Source organism: Streptomyces sp. cg36, from assembly GCF_041080675.1.
GTDB lineage: Bacteria > Actinomycetota > Actinomycetes > Streptomycetales > Streptomycetaceae > Streptomyces.
Window position 1 is genome coordinate 8,107,727 of the sequence record NZ_CP163520.1, and the last position, 22,797, is coordinate 8,130,523.

The window sequence follows — 22,797 nt, forward strand, 5'->3', positions numbered from 1 at the left end:
TGGAACGACATCTGAGGACGAAAATGAAGGTACGCAGCACCGTCCTGCGCATCACCGCCACCGCTGCCGCCGCAGGGGCTCTGGCCTGGGCAGTCATCGCCGGCGGGGCGAGCGGCGGGGCCAATGGCGACACCATCGCGACCGAGCCGGTCGCCGAGGACGGCCCGGGTTACGCCATTGAGGACTTCGCGTACCCGAACGCCGACAAAATCCTCGCCGAGCAGAAGATCAAGCTCAAGCGCGGCGACGGCCACATTGTTCTCGCCCCCTGCACGGGTGCTCCGGAACTGATGGAGGTCTTCTCCCACCAGAATGAGAAGATCTGCTTCAAGGTGACCGGCGACAAGGGATACCTGAGCCTGGAGATCCCGGCCGTGTTCGGCGTAAAGGGAAACAACTACGCGGCCCAGGTCGAGATGACCACGGGGACCGAGCAGAAGACGTTCCCGGTCGACAAGAACGCGTGGACCGCCGTCGGTGAGACCGCGGACGAAAAGGGCCGCGATTTCATGCTCCTGGAAATCCGCACCAGCAAGTAAGGACCGGTCGGCGTCGCACCGCGCCGCCGCTCGTGTGAGCCCGTCGGCCCCGGGCCGACCCCTCGACGTCCGTGCGGCCCCGCCCGCCCACCCTGTCTTCGAAGGACATACGTGTCTGCACACCGTCCGCGCGCCACGCGGATCTCCGGCCTGCTCGCCACCTCGGCCCTGCTGACGACCGGACTGATCACCGCCACCCCCGCCGCCGCCGTCACCGGCCCCGAGGCCGCCACCGGCGCGCACCCCTACGCCGTCAAACTCTCCATCGGCACCGACGAGTCCTCCCGCGCCTGCACCGGCGCGCTGGTCGACCGCTTCTGGGTCCTGACCGCCGCGAGCTGCGTCGCCACCACCCCGGGCGCCTCCGTGGAGGCGGGCAAGCCCGCCTTCGCCGCCCGGGCCACGCTCAGCGACGGCAGGACGCTCGACGTCACCGAAGTCGCCCCGCGCACCGACCGCGACGCCGCCCTGCTGCGCCTCGCCGCCCCCGTCACCTCGATCGCCCCCGCCACCCTGGCCGACAAGGCTCCGGCGGACGGCACCGAGCTGAAGGCCCTCGGCTTCGGGCGCACCAAGAGCGAGTGGGTGCCGGACAAGCCCCACACCGGCACCTTCGCCCTCAACGCCACCACGTCCACCACCCTCGCCATCACCGGCAAGGGCGCCGACGCGCTCTGCAAGGGCGACACAGGCGGCCCGCTGCTGGACGCCTCCGGCCGCATCGTCGCGGTCAACTCCCGTTCCTGGCAGGGCGGCTGCCTCGGTGCCCCGGCGACGGAGAGCCGTACCGGCGCGGTCTCCAGCCGCACCGACGACCTCGCCCCCTGGCTCCAGCAGGTCCGCTTCACCACCGCGTCGATCCAGAACGCGCTCAGCAACCGCTGTGCGTACGTCGGCTGGCGCACCCCCGACAACGGCGCCCCGGCCCAGGCCGTCGACTGCGACCCGCAGTACGCCGACCAGGTCTGGAAGCTGGAGCCGGTCAAGGGCGGCTACCTGATCCGCAACCACAACAGCAACCGCTGCCTCGTGGTGTCCTGGCGCACCCCCGAGGACGGTGCGCCCGTCACCCAGTACGACTGCAACCCCGACTACGCCGACCAGGTGTGGAAGCTGGAGCCGGTCGCCGGCGGCGGCTACTCGGTGCGCAACTCGGTGTCCGACAAGTGCATGTACGTCTCGTGGCGCACGCCCGAGTGGGGCGCGCCGGTGACCCAGGTCGGCTGTGACTCGCGCTACGTCGACCAGGTCTGGAAGATCTGAGCGGCTCGCCCCCGAAATCCGCGGTGGGCGCTCCCGCGCCCCCGCATCCCCGCGCGGCTCGCGCCCGTGTGCGCCACAGCCCGCTCCTGTTCGAAGGATCACTCCGCATGTCCCTCCTGTATTCCCGTCTGACGCGGACGGCCGGTCTGGTGGTGACCGCCACCGCCGTCACCGCCGGACTGGTCACCGCCGGCACCGCGCAGGCCGTCACCGGCCCGGAGGCCGCTGCCGGTCAGCACGCCTCCGCCGTCAAGCTGAGCATCGGCGACGTGGAGAGCGGTCGCAGCTGTACCGCGACGCTCGTCGACCCGTCCTGGATCATGACGGCCGCCAGCTGCTTCGCCTCGACGCCCGGCTCGTCCGTCCCGTCCGGCCGCCCCGCTCTGGCGACCACGGCGACCCTCAGCGACGGCAAGTCCGTCGAGGTCACCGACGTCGTCGCCCGTGACGACCGGGACGTGGCCCTGGCCCGGCTCGCCGCGCCCGTCACCTCGGTGTCCGCCGCGTCGCGCGCCGCCACCGCTCCCGCCGCCGGTACCGATCTGGTCGCCGCCGGTTTCGGCCGCACCGCCACCGAGTGGGTGCCGGGCAAGCTCCACACCGGCTCCTTCACCGTCACCACCGCCAACCCGACCAGCCTGGCCATCACCGGCAAGGGCACGGACGCGATCTGCAAGGGTGACACCGGCGGCCCGCTCTTCAACGCCGCGGGCGAACTGGTCGGCGTCAACAGCCGTTCCTGGATGGGCGGTTGCCTCGGCACCAACCCGGCCGAGACCCGCACCGGCGCCGTCGCGGCCCGCACCGACGGCCTGAACGACTGGATCGCCTCCGCCAAGCAGCGCCCGGCGGTCCTGCGGTCTGGGGCGACGCTGGCCTCCGGCGCGACGCTCACCTCCGAGTACGGCAAGCTCGTCATGCAGGCCGACGGCAACCTGGTCATCTACCACGGCACCGGCGGCGAAGGCCGCGGCGGCGCCCTGTGGGCGTCCGGCACGGGCGGCAACCCGGGCGCGTTCGCCCGGATGCAGGCCGACGGCAACCTCGTCGTCTACAAGAAGGGCGGCGGCGACACCGTCGCGAACTCCGCCCTGTGGGCGAGCGGCACCTGGGGCCACGCGGGCGCCACCCTGTCGCTGGGCGCCGACGCGAACCTGGTGGTCTCCGAGGTCGTCACCAACGGCAACGCGGGCATGGGCAAGCTCCTGTGGCAGACCGGAACCGGGCCGCGCGGCGACAAGCTCGCCGCCGACGCGAAGCTGATGCCGGGGCAGTGGCTGACCAACGGCAAGACCGTCCTCCTCATGGACATCCAGGGCAACGTCCTCATCCGCGAGCTGGCCACCGGCCGTGAGCTGTGGAGCAAGGTCACCTGGGACTGGTACTCCTACCTGCACATGCAGAACGACGGCAACCTCGTCCTCTACAAGAAGGACGGCGGCCAGGGCAAGGACGGCGCCCTGTGGTCCACGCAGACGTGGAACGGCGCCGGTTCGTACGCCACCCTGGAGACCAACGGCTCCCTCGTCGTGCGCTGGAACTCCGGCGGTGAGCGCTGGGCCAGCAGCTCCTTCCGGGGCCAGCAGTCCGGCCGCTGCCTCGACAGCTACAACGGCAACGACGCCGTGATCTGGGACTGCTGGGGCGGCGCCAACCAGCAGTGGGTGACCACGGCCGCCAAGGAGCTGCGTTCGGGCGGCAAGTGCCTCACCGCCGAGCCCGGTGCCAACCAGGGCTCGCACCTCAAGGTGATCGACTGTGACGGCCGCGCCGAGCAGAAGTGGAACGTCAACACCGACAACGCCACGATCACCAGCGCCCTCAAGCCCAACCAGTGCGTGAACGTCTTCAGCGAAGCCACCGCGAACGCCTCCATCGTGGGCCTGTGGCAGTGCGGCAACGGCACCAACGCGCAGTGGACGCGCCCCTGACGCATCCACCCGCCGGACGGGCCGAAAACATGACGGCCCGGCCCGTCCGGCATCATCATCACAGCACTGAAGGCGGGGTCCGGCCGGGAGACGGCTGGGCCCCGCCCTCGGTTTGGAGGCCGGATCTTCGCAGGCGTGACCTTGCGGTGTGACGTGGTGTGACGCAGGTCACCGGAACTGGTGGCGGGTCGCGGAGAGGTACCTGGCATGAGGGGAAACCGACGGAGAGGTATCCATGCGCGAGCGCATACGAGCGGGTGACCGGGAGGCATTCGCCGAGCTCTACGAGGAGTATTCGCGGGGTGTCTACAACCATGCCTTCCGCCTGACCGGTGACTGGTCGACGGCCGAGGAAGTCATGTCCGACACCTTCCTGGAAGCCTGGCGCACACGGGGGAAGATCGAGCCGCACGGCGGATCCCTGCGGCCGTGGCTGCTGGGCATCGCCACCAACAAGGCGCGCAACGCCAACCGGCGGGTGCGCCGGCGCATCGCCTTCCTGGCCCGCCGGCCCGGAACCGACGAGGTCGTGGACTTCGCGGACGCGTCCGCGTCCCGCATCGACGACAGCCGCGAACTGGCCGCCGTACGCCACGCGTTGACGCTGCTGCGCCGCCCCGAGCGGGAGGTCCTGGCGCTGTGCGTGTGGTGCGGCCTGGACTACGCCGAGGCCGGAGAGGCTCTGGGCGTCCCCACGGGCACCGTGCGCTCCCGCCTCTCCCGTGCCCGCGTCCGACTGCGGAAGCTCACCGACGAACAGCTCGGCACACGTTCCGGGGACCGGCGGCCCGTCGGTGCGACGGCGCGGCCCACGGCCGTTCCACCGGCCCTGGCCATTCAGGAGGAGGCTCGATGACCACCCACGACCAGCAGGAGCTCGCCCGGCTGCTGCCCACCCCCGCCGAGCGGGATCTGCCTCCAGGCCGCCACCGCCACCACAAGGAACTGCTCCTGAGCGCCGTCGACGGTGACCGCTCCCGGGCGCGGCGCCGGCTCATGCGCCCGCCCGTCCTGCTGCCGCTCGCCGCGTCGGCCGTCGCGGCTGCCGTACTGGTCACCGTGTTGCCCGGGGCGCATCCCGAGAACGATTCCGCGGCACGGATCAGGGTGGCCGCACCCGGTACCGCACACGGGGCGACAGCGCTGCTGGACCGGCTCGCCACCGTGGCGCTCGCGGTCCACGTCGGGCCGGTGCGGGAGGACCAGTACGTCTACACCCGCAGCAAGGCCACCATCACGGCCCACATCAAGCCGGTCGAGGCGGGCCCGCTCAAGGAACGTGAGGACTGGAGGTCGCAGGATTCGCGCCCGACCAGGGACGGGGGTTTCTTCCGCGAGGACGGGAAATACCTGCCCATTCGCAACAGCGAGCCGACGCCGGCCGGCATCAACCGCCCCACCTACGGGTGGCTGGCCTCTCTGCCCACCGACCCCGACGCCCTCTACCAGCGCATCCGCAAGGAGACCATGCCCATCAAGGGCCTGGACTTCGATCAGGCCGTCTTCGACACCTTCGGCAATCTGCTGAGGGACACGGTGATGCCGCCCCGCATGCAGGCCGCCTTCTACAAGGCGGCGGCGAAGATCCCCGGCGTGGTGGAGCTGGCGGACGGCGCCGACGCGGACGGCCGCCACGGCCTCGCCATCGCACGCGAGGACCACGACCGCGACCAACGCACCGAATGGGTCTTCGACAAGGGGAACTTGACGTTTCTCGGCCAGCGCACCTACCTCACCAAGACCGGTGAATGGGGAGAGGCGGGAACCCTGGTCTGGGCCAACGCGATCCTGGAACGGACCGTCGTCGACAAGCCCAGCCAAATGCCCTGACCCACGGAACGCGGACACCGGGCCCCCGCCCCGCCCACCGCCGCGCGCCGAACAGGCCGACCGCGTGGACCGCTGGTGTCTGTGGCAGGGCAGGGTTGCTGGGCCACTGTCTGCCGGCAGAGGGACGCGGGGCGCCGCGTCGCCCGGGTTTGGGGACGAGGCCGGTCGGGGGAGACCTCCGGCGTGGACCTCATCCCCACCATCGACCTGACTGCCCCCGACCCCGCCCGGATCGACCGCGCTCTGCGGAACGCCGGGTTCTTGCTGGTCACGGGCCATGGCATCGACCCGTCGCTGCCGGCCGCGATCCGCGAAGCCGCCGGTGGCTTCTTCCGCCTCCCCGGCCCGGCCAAGCAGCCGTACGCCGTGAAGGTGGGCGGACGCGGCTGGCTGGGCCCGGGTGCCGAGGCCAATGGGTACGCCGAGGGCACCGCGAGTCCGCCGGACCTGAAGGAATCGCTGTCATTCGCCGCCGAACCCCCTGACGGGGACGCCGCTGCCGACACGGAGTGGTTCGCGCCCAACGTCTGGCCCGACGAGACCCCTGGCCTCCCACCGCTGCTGGCGGACTACCTCACCGCGATGCGGGCGCTCAGCGACCGTCTGCTGGAGCTCCTGGCCGTGGCCCTCGCCCGGCCCGTGGACTTCTTCACCCGGCACGCCACCCACCCCACCTGGGGATTCAACATCAACTGGTACCCCGGCGCCGATACGGTCGGGGCCGCCCGGCCGGGCCAGTTCCGGATCGGGCCGCACACCGACTTCGGCACGGTCACGGTCCTGGACCGGCAGCACGGCAAGGGCGGGCTCCAGGTGTTCACGGACCGATACGGCTGGCAGGACGCCCCCTACGACCCGGCCGCACTGACCGTCAACATCGGCGATCTGATGGCCCGTTGGTCCGACGGACGCTGGAAGGCGGGCCGCCACCGGGTGCTGCCGCCGCCCGCGGACATCCCGGCGGAGGAGCTGATGTCGCTGGTCTACTTCTACGAGTGCGACCCGGGCACCGACGTCCGGGGCGTCGATTCCCACACCTATCTGCGGGCCCAACTGGACGCGATCACCGCTGACCGACTGGACGGTCCCGCTGTCTGACCGGTCGCGGCGAGCGGACAGCCTGCCGTGCCGACACGTACACAGACGCCCGGCGCGGTGGTGGGATCGATAGGTTGTGGTGCTCTGTCGAGAAGGCGACCAAGGAGTGTGGCGGATGTCGGATCAGGCAGCGAGGGCACAGGTCTTCGGCCAGTTGCACGAGACGGGTGTGTTCGTGTTGGCGAACGCGTGGGACGCCGGTTCCGCGCGTCTGCTGACCGGGGTGGGGTTCCCGGCGCTGGGGACGACCAGCGGGGGACTGGCGTTCGCGCGCGCCCGGCGGGACGGGGACAACCTGCTGTCGAGGGACGAGGTGCTCGCCAACGCCGCCGAGATCACCGACGCCACGCGCCTGCCGGTCTCGGTCGACCTGGAGAGTGGTTACGGGGAGACCCCGGAGGACGTGGCCGAGACGATCCGTCTGGCGGCCCGGGCCGGGGCGGTCGGCGGTTCGATCGAGGACGCGACGGGCCTCAAGGACCGTCCGATCCGGGCTCTGGACGAGGCGGTGGACCGGGTCGCGGCAGCCGTGGCAGCCGCACGCGCGCTTCCCTTCCCCTTCGTCCTCACCGCACGGGCGGAGAACTTCCTGTACGGCCGACCCGACCTGGCCGACACGATCGCGCGGCTGCAGGCATTCGAGGCAGCCGGTGCGGACGTGCTGTACGCGCCGGGGCTGCCCGACGCGGAAGCGATCCGCGCCGTGTGCTCCTCGGTCGGCAAGCCCGTGAACGTGCTGGCCGGCCCCGCAGTCGAAAGTGTGAAGCGGCTGGCGGAGCTGGGCGTACGCCGGGTGAGCCTCGGCTCCGCGCTGACGCGGGCGGCGTTGGGCAAGGTGCTGGAGGCAGCCGCCGAGACGGCGACCGAGGGCACGTTCGGGTTCCTGGCGAGCACGCCCTCGTACGACCGGATCAACAGTCTGCTCGACTGAACCGGGCCGCGGCGGAGAGGCCGTGTGAAAGAGCCGGCGTACCGGGGCCCGGCGGCACAGCGCCGCCGGGCCCCGGTGCGGGGAGGACCCGCCGGGCGGGCCCTCCCCGTCACCGCTAGGCGTTCCGCTCGGCCGGGCGGGTCCGGCGTACCAGACCGACGGCCGCGTCCACCACCAGGAAGGCGAGCAGCGTCACCCCCAGGACCGGCAGCGCCCAGCCCAGCGCGGCCAGCGCCGCGACGCCCACGAGGAGCACGGGCAGCGGCAGGCCGCGCCAGGCGCCACGGGCCGGTGCTCTGCCGAGGCGGGCGGTACGGTCCGTACGCGTCGGGCGGCGCTGCCACCACATCCGGTAGCCCCAGATGATCACGAGGATGAGGCCGAGCGCCACGATCGCCAGCACGATCTGGTTGGCGACGCCGAAGAGCACGCCCATGTGCGCCTGGACGCCGAGCTTGCTGAACTTGGCCAGCAGCGGATAGTCCGCCCATCGGGTGTGCGCGGTGACCTCGCCCTTGGCGGTGTCGACGGCGACCTGGTCGTAGTGGACCGGCCAGACGTCGTCCTTCTGCGCGACGACCCAGGCACTGGAGGCGTCGGCGGCAGGCGTCACCTGGACCGTGCCTCCCAGCCCGCTCTCGCGGGCGGTGGCGAGAGCCGCGTCGAAGGCGGCCGGGTCCGGGTCGGCGCTCTTGGCGGCACCTCCGTGGCCGAGGTGCCCCGCGTGCTCGCCGCCCTCCTGCACGGCCGCGGGCCGGGCGCCGGGCAGCTGGGTGTCGAGCTCCGGCGCATGGCCCTTGGCGGCGTCGAGCAGCTGCCCGAAGCGGTCGCCCGAGTAGTGGGACCAGGTCAGACCGGTGGCGCTGAGGAAGAACAGGCCGAGTGCGAGCCACAGGCCGGTCACGGCGTGGAAGCCGCGGGTCCGCCGTACGCCTCGGGCGGTGCGGTCGGGCAGCAGGACGCCGCGCGCGGACCGTGCGCGTTTCCCGCGGGCGCGGCCGATCCACAGGACGAGGCCGCCCGCGACGATCACCCAGAGCCAGCTGGCGGCGACCTCGGAGTAGAGCCGGCCGTTCTCACCCAGCTGGAGGTTCTTGTGCAGGTCGCCGAGCCAGGTCTTCAGCGGTGTCGCACCCCACGACGTGGTGAGGTCGCCCCGCACCTTCGCGGTGTAGGGGTCGACGAAGACCGTCCGCTGTTTGTCGCCCAGCTCGGGCACGGACAGCACCACGCGGGTGGTGTCCTCCGGCTTGGCCGGGGTGGTGACGGAGGCGAGGGTGCCCTCCGGGTGTGCGGCGCGTGCCGCGGCGATCTGCTCGGACAGGGGACGTACCTGGTCGCCGACCTGTTCCACGCGCAGCCGGTCGCCGTAGACGGCCTGGTCGAGCTGCGGGACGAAGGTGTAGATCAGGCCGGTGAGCGCGGCGACGAGCAGGAACGGGGCGACGAACACCCCGGCGTAGAAGTGCAGCCGCAGCAGGAGGGCGCGTACGGCTTGGCGGGAGCGCCCTGCGGGCGCCTCCGTCGGCGGTGCGACAGGTCTTTGCCGCTCTTGATCGATGATGGTTGAAGACATGCGTGTTCCCCAAGGGGTACGCGAAGCCCGGAGCGGGCGGCGCGTACAGCGAAGCCGATAGGTGATGGGAGCCGCCGCGAGCGCGGCGGGTGTCGTGATCGCGTACGTGCGATCAGGCGGGCATCACCGGGGGAGGGCCGCGCCGAGGGCGGCAGCGGGTGAAGAGAACGGCGGTGTGGAGAACGGCCGGGGCAGGCGGCGGCAGCGGGCGCCGCCTGGACGGTACGGGGAGCGACGGGCGTTCGGCGCTGGGAAGGCGCGGCAGGACCAGCGCGGCCAGGCGCCGCAGGATCCGCTCCCCGTGGATGACGCACAGCGCCGTCCCGAGCGTGGCCGCGGCGTGCGCCAGGGTCATCCCGGCCGTCATGGCGTGCCCGGAGCCCGCATGGCCCATTACGGCCATGTCCATGCCCATGTGCGAGCCCGGCGCGTGACCGGTCATGGTGTGCTGCTCGGTGCCACCGGCGGTCATCCCGGCCATGTCGCTCATCCCGGCCATGCCGCTCATCCCCGACATCGCGGGTGAGTGGCTGCCGTGGGACATCGACAGACGGTGGAAGGCGAGGTGGAGGCCGAACTGGATCGCGCCGAGCGCGAGCGTGGTCACCTCGAAGCGCCGTCGGCGACCGCCGAAGAGCGCGGTGCCCACGACGGTCAGCGCGGCGAAGACGAGCCCGAGCCCACCGGGACCGGGCAGCCGGCCGCCGGCGGCGAGGTGGCTGACCGCGCCCAGCGACAGGCATGCGAAAGCGCAGAGCAGCCCCTTCGAGGCCCGCCTCGGCAAGCTCTCCGGTCCGCGCACCGGCACAACGTATCCAGCGCCGACAGGGCCGCCGGTACGCCGCATGAAGCGCTCGGGGCGCGTGCTGAACGGACGGATTCCCGCCGCCGGGCCAGCGGGCCGACAGCGGGCGGGAGTTGGGCCCGGCGGCGCGCGGTCGCGGTCGGGGAGGGGCACAGGGCCGCCGTGCCGCGGTGGGCTGTATCACAAGAAGAATCAAACGGGTGAGTGTTGAATAACTGGTCAATACGGTGCATCTCTACGGGCGGTGGGGTCGCCGTGCCGCCGGTATGTCCGCCGGGGGCCCCGGGCCAGTACTGCGCACGGGCTGCCGATGCCTCCGCCCGTCCGGCAGGCGGGCGGTGATTGACCGTGGCGGGGGCGGCTGCTGCAATGGCGCCATGCACTCCGCGATGCACCTGGTCATCAGGGCCCACATCGACTTCGGTCGCGTGTGGTCCGCCGCGTGTCACTGACCGCGCGCCCGACACACCAGGATCCGTCTCGCTCAGGAGCACCCCCATGCCCGACCCGGCCTCAGCCTCCCACTCCACTCCCGGCACCCCCGCCCGCATCGACCCGCGAGGGCCGCGCTTCGCCGCCGGGCTCACGACCCTCGTCCTTCTCCTGGCCCTGGCCACCGGCAGCGGCGCGCTGCTCGTGGCCCAGGCCGTCGTCTTCGCCCTCGGCGCCGTTCTGGGGGTGCGCCGTTCCCCGTACGGCTGGCTCTACCGGCGGCTGGTAAGCCCCCGGATCAGGCCGCCGCAAGAGCTGGAGGACGCGAGGCCGCCGCGGTTCGCGCAGGCGGTCGGGCTCGGCTTCGCGGCGGTCGGGGCAGCCGGTTATCTGTCCGGTGCCACCTGGCTCGGCATCACCGCGGGCGCGGCGGCGCTCGCGGCGGCCTTCCTGAACGCGGCCTTCGCCTACTGCCTGGGCTGCGAGCTGTATCTGCTCGCGGTCCGCGGCCGGGCCCGGCTCGGCCACGGGTGAGGCAGCCGTGACCGATCCGACCGGACTGATCGCGGCCGTCGCCGTGCTGGCCGCCGCCACCGTCTTCGGGCTGGTCCGCGCCCGTCGCGACGGCAGGTTGCACCGCGGCAGGAGCGCCGCGATCCAGCTGTCCTCGCAGGAGCTCGGCGCACCGCTCGGTGATCGGGCGACGCTGGTGCAGTTCTCGACGGCACTCTGCGCGGTCTGCCCGAGCACGCGGCGCCTGCTGGCCGACGTGGCAGCCGGGACACCGGGTGTGCGTCTGGTGGACATCGATGCCGAGGTGCGGCTCGATCTCGTCCGCCGCGTCGAGGTGATGCGCACACCGACGGTGCTCGTCCTGGACCGCGCAGGCCGCGTCGTGCGCCGCGCCTCCGGGCCGCCGACCCGGGCCGACGTGACGGCGGCGGTGGAGCTGGCCGCGGCGGACTGAGGGGGAGCCGCCCGGCGGTGTCACACCGGGCGCGGCAGCGGCGCGGGTCTGGCGGCCACCCCCAGCAGTCACCCGTAGGCACCACGCGGCGGGGGGCGGGGGGCGGCCTGCCCGTCGCCGTACGGATTGTCCGTGCGGGGCGACTCCGGTGCTGGCTGGTGGGGAGGGCCGAAAGTAGGCGGTCCACCGATTTGGCAGGGCAGGCGTGCGACACCAGGGCGATGGATCGTCGGACGGTACGACGGAAACCCGGCCCATCTGTGGAACTGCCGCCCGTCCAGGCGGGAGTCGCCTACGTGGCGGGGGCCGCGCAACAGCCGCCCGACGCGGCGGCTTCGGGCTCGTCGAACAGGCCCGCACCGCCGCAGACGCCGGTCTCGGGCAGCGTCAGCTCGACCCGCTCGGCGGCCTCCTGGTCTCCGGCGAGGGCGGCGGCGATGGAGCGGACCTGCTCGTAGCCGGTCATGGCGAGGAAGGTCGGGGCGCGGCCGTAGGACTTCATGCCGACCAGGTACACGTCCTGTTCCGGGTGGGAGAGCTCGTTCACGCCGTGCGGGTAGACGGTGCCGCAGGAGTGGACGTTGGGGTCGATCAGCGGGGCCAGGGCGACCGGGGCCTGGAGGCGTTCGTCGAGTGCGAGGCGCAGTTCGCCGACGAAGGTGAGGTCGGGGCGGAATCCGGTGAGGCCGATGGCCTCGTCGACCGGGTCCAGGCGGCGGCCGTCCTCACCGATGAGAACGAGCCGGTCACCGGACGGTTCGACGGCGGCGGTACGGAATCCGGTGACCGCGTCGGCGGTGCCGTTGTCGACGGCGGCCTTGGCGGCCAGGCCCAGGGCGCCGCGGGCGGGGAGCTGGTCGGCCGCGCCGCCCCCGAAGGTGGAACCGCTCAGACCGCGCCGCAGGATCCACACCGCGTGGGTGCCGGGAACCTCCTTGGCGAGTTCGGCCAAGGAGACGAGGGCGGTGAACGCGGAGGCGCCGGAGCCGATCACGGCCGTGCGCTTGCCCGCGTAACGGACGCGTACGGCGGGGTCCTTGAGGTCGGGCACGCGGTAGGAGATACGGTCGGCGGCCGTGTGCTCGCCGAGTGCGGGCAGGCCGTCGCCGCCGAGGGGCGCGGGGGTGGACCAGGTGCCGGAGGCGTCGATCACGGCGCGTGCCGACAGGCGTTCCTCGCGGCCGTCCGCCTGCGTGATGTGGACGGTGAAGGGCTGCTGTGCGCGGTCGGCGTCGACGACCCGGTCGCGGCCGGTGCGGGAGACACCGGTCACGTGGGAGCCGTAGCGGACCCGGTCGCCCAGGACGTCGGCGAGGGGCCGGAGGTACTGGGCGGCCCAGTCACCGCCGGTGGGGTAGGAGGCGCTGTCCGGCTTGACCCATCCCGTGGGGGCGAGGAGCTTCTCGGCGGCCGGGTCGACGAGCTCGGCCCAGGTGGAGAAGAGCCGTACGTGCGACCACTCGCGCACCGCGCGGGCGGCGGTCGGACCCGCTTCCAGGACGAGCGGGGTGATGCCGCGCTCGACGAGCTGGGCGGCGGCGGCCAGGCCGATCGGGCCGGCTCCGATGACCACGGTCGGCAGGGCGGTGGGGGTGCTCTCGCTCATCGCGTGCTCCGGAGGAGGGGGGCCGTCGATCTTCTGATTCGACAGGTATCGATGTCTTGGGCGGTTCCGAGCTTGCTCCACCGCATCGATGGATGTCAATATTGACTCATGTCGAATTCAGGTGCGGTGGAGCTGCCGGCCCTCAACGAGCCCGTCGCCCCGTGCTGCCCGCCGCTGACCGAACGGCCGCTGACGGCCGAAGAGGCCGAACGCACCGCGACGATGTTCAAGGCGCTCGGGGATCCCGTGCGGCTGCGGCTGTTCTCGCTGGTCGCCTCGCACGAGGGCGGCGAGGCGTGCGTGTGCGACATCTCCGACGTCGGCGTCTCGCAGCCGACCGTCTCCCACCACCTGAAGAAGCTCAAGGACGCTGGCCTGCTCGGCTCGGAGCGGCGTGGGACGTGGGTGTACTACCGGGTCGAGCCCGCAGTGCTGGCGGCGATGGGGCAGTTGCTGACCGCCGCGCACTGAACCCCGCCTTTCGCGCCCCGCGTCAGCGCAGGAGGCTGGTGGCGGCGAGCCCGGCCTGGCCGCCGCCGATCACCACCACGTCCACCAGGCGCGTCATACGGTCGGCTCCTCGCTGCCGGTCCCCGGGCGGAGGAAGACGACCGCCACCAGCGCCAGACCCACCACGGCTCCGGCCAGCTGGGCACAGACGAACCCCGGAACCGAGGCCGGCTCGATGCCCGCGAAGGTGTCCGTGAAGGCGCGGCCGATCGTCACCGCTGGGTTGGCGAACGAGGTCGACGAGGTGAACCAGTAGGCGGCGCCGATGTACGAGGCCACCGCGGCCGGGGCGAAGCGGAGGCGGTCGGTGCGGGCCAAGCCGAAGACCAGCAGGATCAGCCCGGCCGTGGCCACCACCTCGCCCAGCAGCAGATGTCCGGCCGAGCGGTCGTGCGTGGACCACTTCACCAGCGGCTCACCGAACATCGCGTCCGCCAGGACGGCGCCCGCCACGGCCCCGGAGATCTGCGCGGGCACGTACACCGCCACCTCGCGGGCGCCGACCCCGGCGCCGCCGCGCCGGGCGGACCACCACTCGGCCAGGGTGACGGCGGGGTTGAAGTGGGCGCCGGAGACGGGGCCGAGGAGAGTGATCAGCACGCCGAGGCCGAAGACCGTGGCGAGCGAGTTGGCCAGGAGCTGAAGGCCGACGTCCCGGCTGAGTTCGGTGGCCTGGATGCCCGAACCGACGACGACCGCCACCAGGGCCGCCGTGCCGATGAACTCGGCGGCGGCCCGGGAGACGAGCGGGGCGCGGGGCGGGGTGGCGCCGGGGGACGGCTGGGGCGCGTCGGCGGGTATGACGGCCCCCGCAGGGGCGGCACCGACGGGCTCGGTGGCGGTCAAGGACGTCTCCTGTGGCAGGTGAGGAGGAAGAAGGGGGCGCAGGTGGGTTCTAGGGGCAGGATCGTTTGATGTTCGCTTCGGCGGTGAGTCGCGCGCGCTGGGCGAGGTCGGCGAACTGGTCGGCGAGGGTGGCGATGACGTCCGGGCGCAGCCGGTAGTAGGTGAACCGCCCGCACGGTTCCGTCTCGACGACCCCGGCCTCGCGCAGGACCTTCAGGTGGTTGGACAGGTTGGTCTGCTTGGCGCCCGTCTCCTCCACGAGGTGGGTGGTGCACAGCGTCTCGCGGGCGAGGAGGGTCACGATCTGGAGCCGGAGGGGGTCGGCGAGAACCCGGATCAGATCAGTGTCGACTGACGTCATCATGGGCTGATACTGTCACATCACTCTGGGCTGACACCAGTACGTACTGATATCACAGGCTCCTCGGGCGGAGTGCGCCATGGCCGCCTCGTAACCGCGTCCCCATCTCCTCTCCTCGGGCACCCGCTGTGCGACGGGCTCCGCCGGCCGGGCCCCCCGCAACCCGAACACCCCTGCGCACCCCACCTGTTGACCCCTTCCGCGAAAGAGGAAGCCATGCCCTCCGCCAAGCCCTCCGTGCTCTTCGTCTGCGTCCACAACGCGGGCCGCTCCCAGATGGCCGCCGCCTGGCTGACCCACCTCGCCGGAGACCGCGTCGAGGTCCGCTCGGCGGGCTCCAGCCCGGGCAGGGAAGTCAACCCGGCCGCCGTCGAGGCCATGCGCGAGGTCGGCATCGACATCTCCGCCGAAACCCCGAAGGTCCTCACCGCCGACGCGGTCAGGGAGGCCGACGTCTGCATCACGATGGGCTGCGGCGACACCTGCCCCGTCTTCCCCGGCAAGCGGTACCTGGACTGGCAGCTGGAGGACCCGGCCGGACAGGGTGTCGAGGCCGTACGCCCCATCCGCGACGCGATCAAGGTGCTGGTCGAGGGCCTGATCGCGGAGATCGCGCCGGACGGGACTGACTGACCGGCCCGGGGGACCCGGGCGTCACGAGCGCTGCGACAACAGGCCCCGCCGGGCACCACCAGTCTGGCTGGTTCGTGCAGCGTTGTCCGGTCCCGGTGCCGCCCTGCGCTGGTGAGGCGGGGAGCCCGGCCGTGTGCGCCCTTCCGTCGGCATCGCCGCTCCCCGCCACGGCCCCTGGCTCCGGGCGCCTGGAGCCGCGCCCACCGGACGCGTCGGGTGCGCTGCGGCCCCGGCCCTCCGTCCTCACCACGGCCTCGTTCGAGCGGGGACGTCACCCGCGTCCCCGGGAGCCGGTGACTGAGGAACGAGTTGAGCGTGACGTCACCGCACGCCGTGCGCGCCTGCGTGCTCCGCCGGTAGATTGAGCTCCGGTTGTGGCCCGCGACCGTCACGGGCCTCTGCGCGGGAGCGTCGGCATGAACCGCATTCTCACCACCGCACAGTCATCGCGTTCTTGGCTGCGGTTCGACGGGTGGATCGCGGGCCTCGGCACCGCGAGCGGCACCCGGATCGTGCTCGGGCACTGGCAGCGCACCCCGTTCGGGCCGTTCAGCGACGTGATGCTGGAGCACCGCAGTGGTGAGCGTCTGCTCATCGCCCCCACACAGCGGACGGCCGACTTCATCCGCTCCACCTACGCCTTCGACGACATCCGTGTCGGTCCGGTCGAGGTGACGGTGTCCGGCGAGAGCTGGAGCGTGGCGTCCCCGTCGCTGGAGCTACGCTTCGTCGTCGGCCGACGCGGCCCTCTCGGGCTGGCGCTCCGCGCCGTCCCCGCCGTGCTGGCGCGCCGCCCGGTGTGGAGCGCTCTGACGGACGTCCCGGCCCGCCTGCTGCTGAGCGGGGTGCGGACCCGGGGGAGCGCGGGAGGAGGCCGCACGGAGTGGTACGGGGCGCGGGACCTGCGGCCAATGCGCACGGTTTCGGCGGCCTTCGAGGGGGTTGACCTCGGACCGATGGCGCCGGTCACGCCGCCGGTGCGCTTCGGCTTCGGTTCCGTACCCCCGCGCCCGTGCCTCACCCGAGTGACCACCACCGTGGCGCTGAGCAGGGGAGAGGGACTCTGCCCGTAGCCGGACCGGGTTGACGCCGACGGCTGTTCGCTGGTGGTGCTCTGTCTGCTCCGGGCGGGCCGCCGGGTACTGCCCACCGGCCCGCCCCAGGCGCGGGTGCCCCTACGGCAGCGACCACCAGTTGACCCACAGGTCGGAGTCGTCGGTGATGACGAAGGCGTACGGCCGCTGCGTGGCGCTGGGGTTGTCCTGCATGGTGATCGCTTCACCGGGGCGCTCGATGACGCGTCCGGGCGGGGTGTTCTGCGCGGCCCAGTGCCACGCCGCGCCGTCCCACCAGTTGACGTACAGCTTCGAGTCGTCGGCGATCACGAAAACGTAGGGGCGGGTGAAGGCGTTCGGGTCGTCCTTCATCGTGACCACGCCCACGGAGTCGAGGATGAACCGCCCGCTGGGCGCCCCTTGGTCGCTCCAGTTCCACTTGCTCCCGTCCCACCAGTTCACATAGAGCCTGGAGTCATAGCCTTCCACGAAGGCGTACGGCCGCTCCGCCGCGTTCGGATCGTTCTGGACGCTGATGGCACCGACACCCTTCCTCACCGGCTGCCCCGACGGTGCGCCCTGGTCGGCCCAGTGCCAGCTGCTGCCGTCCCACCAGTTCACCCAGACCCGGGAGTCCTCGGTGATGACGAAGGCGTACGGGCGGGTGAAGGAGTTCGGGGTGTCCTTCATGGTGGTGACGCCGAGGGGACGGGAGATCGTGTGGCTCGGCGGCGTGCCCTGGTCGGCCCAGTGCCAGCTGCTGCCGTCCCACCAGTTCACCCAGAGCCGGGAGTCGTCGGTGATGACGAAGGCGTACGGGCGCTGCTTCGCGTTCGGGTCGTCCCTGACGGAGACCACTCCGACAGCCTCGCGGATCGACCGCCCGTTCGGGGCGCCCTGGTCGCTCCAGTGCCATGCCGCGCCGTCCCACCAGTTGACGTACAGCTTCGAGTCGTCGGCGATGACGAAGGCGTATGGCCGCTGCTGAGCTTGAGGGCCGTCCTGGACCGTGATGGCGCCGACCTTCTCGCTGATCGTGCGACCGTTCGGCGTGCCCTGGTCGCTCCAGTGCCATGCCTTGCCGTCCCACCAGTTGACGTGCAGGCGTGAGTCGTAGCCGCGCACGAAGGCGTACGGCCGCTGCACGGCCTGCGGGTCGTCCTTCATGGTGACGGCGCCCGCCGTGGCCCTGACGCCGACCGTGGGGGTGGGGCTTGCCTGGTCGCTCCACTGCCATGCACCCATCGAGTTCCCTCTCCAGCCCACAGCCCGGCTTCAGCGGGCGGGGCATGCTGAAGTGACACGTACTCTCAAGCCCTGGCGTCCCGGAAAAAATGGGGAGCAACAGGGTTGGGGGGCGGGTCCGGCCGGGGCCCGCGACGTTTCACGTGAAACACTCTGGCACTGCCCTGATGCCCTGTCACCGCCCCCGGAGCGGAGGAAGCGGTGCACTGAAATGTTTCGGACATATCGCTGACGACGTGGTGGACCACGCCTTGTTCGCGCGCGGGTGAACGCCGCCAAGGCGAGCGGTGCGGAGGCCGGGGCTCGTGTGGGCAGCCCGTCGGATCATTCACGCTCGACCCGGACCGTCTGATGCCGGGGACCTGCCCTTGCACTCAACTGCCATTACTCTGAGCCCAGTTGATCCGGCCGGGATGGTGGGGAGGGGCTGTGGCGGAGTCGGCGAGCGGCGACACGAGAGTCCTTGCCGTGGCCCGCCACGCCGTGGGGCGTCTGGCCCCCGAGGAGCTGGACCTGTTCGACGAGACCGCCCGGGCAGCCCTGGAACATGGCGCGGACCGCAGGCGACGTCATGACGACCCGCTGGGGTTCGGCGCCGACGAGGCATCGGCCGTGCTGGTGACCACGGTTGCGGTGGGCGTGGCGCAGGACGTCCTGAAAAGCCTGGCCCAGCAGGCGGGGGCCTCGCTGTCAGGTCGGCTGACCGCATGGTTCGCCGGGCGAAGGCGCTCCCGCGCCGCGAACGCTGACGGTGACCCGGAAGACGGCGCACGCCCCGGCGGGCGGGCCGCGGACACGGCACCGCAGCCGCTGACCGCGGAGCAACTGGACGGAGTCAGGGGCGTGGCGCAGCGCCGGGCCGTACTCCTGGGACTGTCCGAGGACCGGGCCGGACTGCTCGCCGACGCGGTGGTGGAGTTCCTCGGCGGCCCCGGCGACGCTCCTCGGTGACCGGGGCCGCCGACCGCGCACCGGAGACGTCTCCCGCGACAGCCCGGCGCCGACCTCTCGCGTTCGTCCTGCCCTCGGCCACCCTGTCGGCCTTCCTCCTCCTCATCGCGTCGGTCCTGGCCTTCTCGGTGATCGCCCACCCCGCCTTCTACGGAGTCGTCCTCGGGCGCGAGGGCGCTGTGCCGGGTCCGGGGAACTCCTGCGTCCGCACGGCGATCGACCGGGTCGGGGGCACGGATGCCGCCTTGCGGATCTGGTTCAGCGGCCGACACCTGCCCGGCACGGAAGAGTGCGGGGCCATACACCGCCGTGCCGACCAGACCATGCCGTTCCTCCTCATGGTGGCGCTCCTCGCTGTGCTGACGTTCGCTCAGTACTGGCTGGGATCCACGCGCCGCACGCGCCGCCCCGGGGTAGTGGAGATCACGGCAGACCGCTTCCCGGACCTGCACCACGACGTGGTTCGGCTGGCCTCGCGGGCGGTGCCGGGCGTGCCCGTCCGCTTCTGGCTCGACCTGCTGGACGCACGGAGGACCGGGGTCGCGCGCGGCAGAGTCGGACGTCGGCACGTCGTCCTGGGACGGGGCGTGATCGGTCTGCGCGATGCCGACCAGGCCGGATTCGAGGCCCTGGTCCTTCATGAGCTGGCCCATCTGCGCAACTGCGACCTTGACTTGACGCTGGTGACCCTGGCCTTTCTGCGTGCTTACGGCGTCGCGGTGTTCGCCCCGAGCATGGTGGGAGCCGTGCTGCCGATCCCCTTCGGTGTGCACGTCTGGCTGAGCCTGGGCCAACTCGCCCAGCTGGTCGGCATGGCAGGCGTCCTGGCACTGGCCCGCGCGGCAGTGCTGCAGAGCCGCGAGTTCGAGGCTGACGCGCGGGTCGCTCAGTGGCAGCGCGACCCCCGTCCGCTCGAACGCGTCCTGGCGGCGGATCGGACTACGGTGGCGGGCCGCACCACGATGGCAGACCGGAACACAGCGGCAGGGCAGACGCTCGCTCCGTCCCGCCGACGCGGCTTCCTCCACAAGGTGGCGCTCCTTCACCCCTTACCGCAGGCCAGAGCGGCGGCGCTGACGGATCCGGCGCCGCTGCTGACCCCTTCGTTCGGCCTCTCCCTGGTGCTCGGCGTCTGCCTGGTCCTCGTCTGGGACCCGAGCAGGTCTCCGCCCGCCCAGATCGGTGTGGGCAGCGTCAATACGTTCTGGCAGCCCGTTCCGCTCACGGTCCTGCTGTCGGCGCTGCTCGCCCTGGGCGTCCTGCGCGCGGGTCTCCACGCCCAGACATCCGGCACCACCCTGCGCCTGACCGCGCTGAGGTACGGACTGAGCCTGGGTGTCGTGACGGGCAGCCTGCTTGCCCCCAGCGAACTCAACACACCCATGCTGCTTCCCGGAGCCTCACCGGGCGTCGAAGCCGGGCACATCGCGATACCGGCGGGGATGGCCTGGCTGCTCACCGGCTGGCTGGGGTTCCTCGCCTCCGCCTGGGCCGGGGCCCTCGCGCGGGCCGGGCATCCGTGGCTCCTCGGCCTGCTGCCGACGGCGGCGGTGGCCGCCGTGCTGGTCACGTGTGCGCCCATCCTGTTCGGCCTGCACCTCCAATACCTGTTCGTCGAACACTCCGATTCGCCGCTGCGCCGGCTGCCGGGACTGCTGCTCGCCGTCACCGAGGCCAACGCGACAGCCGTCGACAACTATCTCTCCGACCTCTCGTGGCTGGTGCCCGCCGTGGCCGTCCTGCTCGGCGCCCCGGCGCTCGGCCGCCTGCTGGGCGTAAGCGCGGGAGCGGCTCCGCCGCGGACACGTGAGGACTGGGGCCGTACCCCGCGCGGGTGGGCCGGGTGCGCGGCGATCATCGCGTTCGCCGCGGTGGCCCTGTCCTCGGACTGGTACACCCGACTCCTCACCGGCCACCCCGCCACGCTCCTGGGCCCCGCGATGGTGTTGTGCTCCTCCTGTGCGGGGGTGGCCGCCGCCTTCGCCGTCCGGCCGCAGCCCCATCCCGTTCTCCGCCCGACCGTCATCGCCGTCCTCACGGGAATCGGCGTCGCCCTGACCGTCACCAACGACGACCTGGGCTACCGCGACGCCCGCTGGTGCCTGGCCTACGGCCTGGAGACCGCACTGGCCGTGAGCCTTGCCGTCACGGCGATACGGCAATTGCTGGCGGCCACGCGCCGACGCTAATCGCCGCCACGGTCCTGCCGCCCCCATCGCCTCCGCCGCCGTCCTGCCGTCCCCGCCGTCGGAGCCCCAGCCGTCCGAGCTGCCCGCTTCGTTGTCGTCGTCGCTGCCCAGATCGCTGAACCAGATGCGGTTCCAGGCGCTGTCCCTGACGACCGGCTCGCCGCCGCTGGTGCGCGGGCACCGGAGCCGCAAGTGGCCCGTGTCCGTGGTGTCGCCCCGACCGACGGCGACGGGCCCGGCTCTGCCGGTGTTGCCGACGGAGCCGAGCCGCGCGCGGTCAGGAGAGTTCGCGCACGTCGGCGACCGCTCCAGCGCGGCGTGGCAGCCAGCCGAGGCTGGTCCGCGCCGCATCCCCGCTGACGGTCTGGTCGAGGGCGAGCGCGTCGGCGAACGGCGTGCCGAGCTCCGCACGGGCGTCCTCCAGGGGCCACGGCTGGGCTTCCCCGGCGACCCCGGCCACCGCACCGGCTGCCGCCGCGAGGTCGCGTACGAGCACCGCGGACTCGGCGACACCGTGCCACAGACTTCCGGCGGGGGCCCTCTCGACGGTGGCGACGAACAGCTCGGCCAGGTCCTCGACGTGCACCATCGGCCAGCGCACGGTCTCGTCGCCGACATACGTCGGATGCCCGTGCTTGCGGGCGAGTTCGACGAGCAGCGCCGGTATGCCACCACCGTTGCCGTGTACGACGCCGGGGCGGATCACGGTCGCCCGTACGCCGTGGGCGGCGAGGTCGAGGACCTGGCGCTCGATGGACGGGCGGTATCCGACGATCGGCAGGGGGTTGACCGGGGCGCTCTCGTCGGCGGCGTCCGGGCCGGTGACGCCCAGGACCCAGACGCCGCTCGCGTAGACGAAGGCGCGCCCGGTGCCGCGCAGCGGATCGGTGAGTGCGGTGGTGGCAGCGGCGTCCGCCGAGGCGTCGCCGGTAGGGGTGGCGAGGTTGATGACGGCGTCGATGTCGGAGGTCACCGCGCGGGAGAGAGAGGTGGGGTCGGTCAGATCTCCGACGCGCTGCTCGTGTCCTACGTCCGAGCGTCCGGGCGTCCGTACCAGCGCGACTACTTGGTGACCGGCGGCGGCCAGGTGCGAGGAGACGGCGGAGCCGATGTAGCCGGAGGCACCGACGAGGAGGACCTTCATGGGGAATGACCTTTCAAGGGGACAAAGCACCCTGGTGGTCGGGTGCTGGATGAAAGCGGGGAGGCCGAAGCCGCGGCGGCGCGGTGTGCACTGCTGTCGCACCGAGGCTCCGAGCCGTTGCCGATCATGAGGTCGCGCGCCGCGCTCATCAACGCCGAAGATCGCACCGTTCGATCACCACGGCTTATGACGGCAGGTCGGACGAGGTGTCATCGGCCCCAGACCGAATTCCTCCGGAAGGTTCCGCCCTCCTGTTTTCCATGAAAGAGCGGACGGGGAGAAAGTAAATGGGATGCGCTGTGACGCGTGGCCGGGCATGCATGTCGCCCCCCGGCGGGTGTGCAGCGGCCGTACACACCCTGGCATGTGTCTCACGCGATGACGCCGCTCAGCGGGGGAGTTCTTCCGGCTGTTCTGAGCGAGGGGGACAGGCTCAGAAGCGCACGAGCGGCCCGTGAAGGTCCTTGATGCAGCTGTTGGCGAAGGTGCGGGCCTCATTGACCCGGTGTCCTCGCCAGGACCCCTGCAATGTCACGGTGACGGGAAGGTAGATGAACGCGCAGAACTGTCCGGAGGCAGGTGTGAGGGCGGCAAGTTCACCCCCTGACGCCTGAAGCGCGTCGCACGCCGCCGCGGGTGTGGGGTGCGTACCTGCTGGGGCGTAGCCGCAGGTCAGGGTGACAGCACGGTCGGGGGAGGTCGTTGTCAACGATTCTCCCTGGCCGACGGTGAGCACCAGGGCCGTGGGAGCGTGCCGTGGGGCGACGGGTTCGGGGGTGGCGGACGCCGGGGCCGAACCCCACACCAGCGCGGCAGCCGTGGCTGCGACCGCTGAAAGGGCGGTGATGGGCACGAACTTACGGGTCGTCAAGATGGCTCCTTCAG

The 22,797-nt window shown here is 72.0% G+C and carries 22 protein-coding genes; 14 read left to right on the forward strand and 8 right to left on the reverse strand.

Annotated elements, in window-relative coordinates:
• Nucleotides 1–23: 23 nt before the first annotated feature.
• The 7 genes from AB5J87_RS35685 (at nucleotide 24) to AB5J87_RS35715 (ending at nucleotide 7,592) form a co-directional block, all read left to right on the forward strand.
• Nucleotides 24–539 carry a hypothetical protein gene (locus tag AB5J87_RS35685; protein WP_369382902.1) on the forward strand — a complete coding sequence of 172 codons (516 nt, stop codon included), beginning with the start codon at nucleotides 24–26 and terminating at the stop codon, nucleotides 537–539.
• Nucleotides 540–650: 111 nt separating this feature from the next.
• Nucleotides 651–1,802 carry an RICIN domain-containing protein gene (locus tag AB5J87_RS35690; RefSeq protein WP_369382903.1) on the forward strand — a complete coding sequence of 384 codons (1,152 nt, stop codon included), beginning with the start codon at nucleotides 651–653 and terminating at the stop codon, nucleotides 1,800–1,802.
• Nucleotides 1,803–1,909: 107 nt separating this feature from the next.
• A complete protein-coding gene (locus tag AB5J87_RS35695) occupies nucleotides 1,910–3,733 on the forward strand; it encodes a trypsin-like serine protease (RefSeq protein ID WP_369382904.1) in 1,824 nt (607 codons plus the stop codon).
• A 235-nt stretch (nucleotides 3,734–3,968) separates the two neighbouring features.
• Complete coding sequence (locus AB5J87_RS35700) at nucleotides 3,969–4,589, forward strand: RNA polymerase sigma factor (RefSeq protein ID WP_369382905.1); 621 nt, start codon at nucleotides 3,969–3,971, stop codon at nucleotides 4,587–4,589.
• On the forward strand, nucleotides 4,586–5,563 hold the full coding sequence (locus AB5J87_RS35705; protein ID WP_369382906.1) for a CU044_5270 family protein: 978 nt from the start codon (nucleotides 4,586–4,588) through the stop codon (nucleotides 5,561–5,563). The genes AB5J87_RS35700 and AB5J87_RS35705 overlap by 4 nt, the downstream gene beginning before the upstream one ends.
• Before the next feature lie 183 nt (nucleotides 5,564–5,746).
• Entirely contained in the window at nucleotides 5,747–6,661 is a 915-nt protein-coding gene (locus AB5J87_RS35710; protein WP_369382907.1) for an isopenicillin N synthase family dioxygenase, read from the forward strand.
• A gap of 115 nt (nucleotides 6,662–6,776) precedes the next feature.
• Nucleotides 6,777–7,592: an isocitrate lyase/phosphoenolpyruvate mutase family protein gene (locus AB5J87_RS35715; protein ID WP_369382908.1), complete on the forward strand. Its 816-nt coding sequence runs from the start codon at nucleotides 6,777–6,779 to the stop codon at nucleotides 7,590–7,592.
• Between the two features lie 115 nt (nucleotides 7,593–7,707).
• Here AB5J87_RS35715 and AB5J87_RS35720 read toward each other — a convergent pair whose 3' ends face one another.
• On the reverse strand, nucleotides 7,708–9,168 hold the full coding sequence (locus tag AB5J87_RS35720; RefSeq protein ID WP_369382909.1) for a PepSY-associated TM helix domain-containing protein: 1,461 nt from the start codon (nucleotides 9,166–9,168) through the stop codon (nucleotides 7,708–7,710).
• Nucleotides 9,169–9,280: 112 nt separating this feature from the next.
• Nucleotides 9,281–9,970 carry a hypothetical protein gene (locus tag AB5J87_RS35725; RefSeq protein ID WP_369382910.1) on the reverse strand — a complete coding sequence of 230 codons (690 nt, stop codon included), beginning with the start codon at nucleotides 9,968–9,970 and terminating at the stop codon, nucleotides 9,281–9,283.
• A 501-nt stretch (nucleotides 9,971–10,471) separates the two neighbouring features.
• Here AB5J87_RS35725 and AB5J87_RS35730 point away from each other — a divergent pair.
• Together AB5J87_RS35730 and AB5J87_RS35735 are read left to right on the forward strand one after the other, a co-directional pair.
• Nucleotides 10,472–10,939: a DUF4395 domain-containing protein gene (locus AB5J87_RS35730; protein ID WP_369382911.1), complete on the forward strand. Its 468-nt coding sequence runs from the start codon at nucleotides 10,472–10,474 to the stop codon at nucleotides 10,937–10,939.
• Between the two features lie 7 nt (nucleotides 10,940–10,946).
• Nucleotides 10,947–11,372, forward strand: coding sequence for a thioredoxin family protein (locus AB5J87_RS35735; RefSeq protein WP_369382912.1), 426 nt, complete (start codon nucleotides 10,947–10,949; stop codon nucleotides 11,370–11,372).
• 292 nt (nucleotides 11,373–11,664) lie between these two features.
• Here the strand turns inward: AB5J87_RS35735 and AB5J87_RS35740 are convergent, their stop codons facing one another.
• The gene (locus AB5J87_RS35740) at nucleotides 11,665–12,978 is read right to left on the reverse strand and encodes an NAD(P)-binding domain-containing protein (RefSeq protein WP_369382913.1); all 1,314 of its coding nucleotides are present in this window, start codon (nucleotides 12,976–12,978) and stop codon (nucleotides 11,665–11,667) included.
• 108 nt (nucleotides 12,979–13,086) lie between these two features.
• On the opposite strand from AB5J87_RS35740, the gene AB5J87_RS35745 reads away from it, so the two are divergent.
• Complete coding sequence (locus tag AB5J87_RS35745; protein ID WP_369382914.1) at nucleotides 13,087–13,449, forward strand: ArsR/SmtB family transcription factor; 363 nt, start codon at nucleotides 13,087–13,089, stop codon at nucleotides 13,447–13,449.
• Between the two features lie 93 nt (nucleotides 13,450–13,542).
• Here the strand turns inward: AB5J87_RS35745 and AB5J87_RS35750 are convergent, their stop codons facing one another.
• Nucleotides 13,543–14,334 (reverse strand): aquaporin, encoded by a 792-nt coding sequence (locus AB5J87_RS35750; protein WP_369382915.1) that lies wholly within the window; start codon nucleotides 14,332–14,334, stop codon nucleotides 13,543–13,545.
• A gap of 49 nt (nucleotides 14,335–14,383) precedes the next feature.
• Nucleotides 14,384–14,698: an ArsR/SmtB family transcription factor gene (locus AB5J87_RS35755; RefSeq protein WP_369382916.1), complete on the reverse strand. Its 315-nt coding sequence runs from the start codon at nucleotides 14,696–14,698 to the stop codon at nucleotides 14,384–14,386.
• 213 nt (nucleotides 14,699–14,911) lie between these two features.
• Here AB5J87_RS35755 and AB5J87_RS35760 point away from each other — a divergent pair, with 213 nt between their 5' ends.
• Nucleotides 14,912–15,328 carry an arsenate reductase ArsC gene (locus tag AB5J87_RS35760; protein ID WP_369382917.1) on the forward strand — a complete coding sequence of 139 codons (417 nt, stop codon included), beginning with the start codon at nucleotides 14,912–14,914 and terminating at the stop codon, nucleotides 15,326–15,328.
• A gap of 416 nt (nucleotides 15,329–15,744) precedes the next feature.
• A complete protein-coding gene (locus AB5J87_RS35765; RefSeq protein ID WP_369382918.1) occupies nucleotides 15,745–16,401 on the forward strand; it encodes a hypothetical protein in 657 nt (218 codons plus the stop codon).
• A 102-nt stretch (nucleotides 16,402–16,503) separates the two neighbouring features.
• On the opposite strand, the gene AB5J87_RS35770 is transcribed toward AB5J87_RS35765, so the two are convergent.
• Nucleotides 16,504–17,628 (reverse strand): hypothetical protein, encoded by a 1,125-nt coding sequence (locus tag AB5J87_RS35770; protein ID WP_369382919.1) that lies wholly within the window; start codon nucleotides 17,626–17,628, stop codon nucleotides 16,504–16,506.
• 468 nt (nucleotides 17,629–18,096) lie between these two features.
• On the opposite strand from AB5J87_RS35770, the gene AB5J87_RS35775 reads away from it, so the two are divergent.
• The gene (locus tag AB5J87_RS35775) at nucleotides 18,097–18,579 is read left to right on the forward strand and encodes a hypothetical protein (protein ID WP_369382920.1); all 483 of its coding nucleotides are present in this window, start codon (nucleotides 18,097–18,099) and stop codon (nucleotides 18,577–18,579) included.
• Nucleotides 18,576–20,768 carry a hypothetical protein gene (locus AB5J87_RS35780; RefSeq protein WP_369382921.1) on the forward strand — a complete coding sequence of 731 codons (2,193 nt, stop codon included), beginning with the start codon at nucleotides 18,576–18,578 and terminating at the stop codon, nucleotides 20,766–20,768. The genes AB5J87_RS35775 and AB5J87_RS35780 overlap by 4 nt, the downstream gene beginning before the upstream one ends.
• Before the next feature lie 277 nt (nucleotides 20,769–21,045).
• On the opposite strand, the gene AB5J87_RS35785 is transcribed toward AB5J87_RS35780, so the two are convergent.
• Nucleotides 21,046–21,912: an NAD-dependent epimerase/dehydratase family protein gene (locus AB5J87_RS35785; RefSeq protein ID WP_369382922.1), complete on the reverse strand. Its 867-nt coding sequence runs from the start codon at nucleotides 21,910–21,912 to the stop codon at nucleotides 21,046–21,048.
• 433 nt (nucleotides 21,913–22,345) lie between these two features.
• Entirely contained in the window at nucleotides 22,346–22,783 is a 438-nt protein-coding gene (locus AB5J87_RS35790) for a subtilase-type protease inhibitor (RefSeq protein WP_369382923.1), read from the reverse strand.
• Nucleotides 22,784–22,797: the final 14 nt, after the last annotated feature.

Bases quoted from the DNA above. Each gene is read 5' to 3' on its own strand.
- AB5J87_RS35685 (WP_369382902.1), top strand. From the start codon at position 24: ATGAAGGTACGCAGCACCGTCCTGCGCATCACCGCCACCGCTGCCGCC.
- AB5J87_RS35695 (WP_369382904.1), top strand. From the start codon at position 1,910: ATGTCCCTCCTGTATTCCCGTCTGACGCGGACGGCCGGTCTGGTGGTG.
- AB5J87_RS35700 (WP_369382905.1), top strand. From the start codon at position 3,969: ATGCGCGAGCGCATACGAGCGGGTGACCGGGAGGCATTCGCCGAGCTC.
- AB5J87_RS35705 (WP_369382906.1), top strand. From the start codon at position 4,586: ATGACCACCCACGACCAGCAGGAGCTCGCCCGGCTGCTGCCCACCCCC.
- AB5J87_RS35715 (WP_369382908.1), top strand. From the start codon at position 6,777: ATGTCGGATCAGGCAGCGAGGGCACAGGTCTTCGGCCAGTTGCACGAG.
- AB5J87_RS35720 (WP_369382909.1), bottom strand. From the start codon at position 9,168: ATGTCTTCAACCATCATCGATCAAGAGCGGCAAAGACCTGTCGCACCG.
- AB5J87_RS35730 (WP_369382911.1), top strand. From the start codon at position 10,472: ATGCCCGACCCGGCCTCAGCCTCCCACTCCACTCCCGGCACCCCCGCC.
- AB5J87_RS35740 (WP_369382913.1), bottom strand. From the start codon at position 12,978: ATGAGCGAGAGCACCCCCACCGCCCTGCCGACCGTGGTCATCGGAGCC.
- AB5J87_RS35745 (WP_369382914.1), top strand. From the start codon at position 13,087: ATGTCGAATTCAGGTGCGGTGGAGCTGCCGGCCCTCAACGAGCCCGTC.
- AB5J87_RS35755 (WP_369382916.1), bottom strand. From the start codon at position 14,698: ATGATGACGTCAGTCGACACTGATCTGATCCGGGTTCTCGCCGACCCC.
- AB5J87_RS35760 (WP_369382917.1), top strand. From the start codon at position 14,912: ATGCCCTCCGCCAAGCCCTCCGTGCTCTTCGTCTGCGTCCACAACGCG.
- AB5J87_RS35765 (WP_369382918.1), top strand. From the start codon at position 15,745: ATGAACCGCATTCTCACCACCGCACAGTCATCGCGTTCTTGGCTGCGG.
- AB5J87_RS35770 (WP_369382919.1), bottom strand. From the start codon at position 17,628: ATGGGTGCATGGCAGTGGAGCGACCAGGCAAGCCCCACCCCCACGGTC.
- AB5J87_RS35785 (WP_369382922.1), bottom strand. From the start codon at position 21,912: ATGAAGGTCCTCCTCGTCGGTGCCTCCGGCTACATCGGCTCCGCCGTC.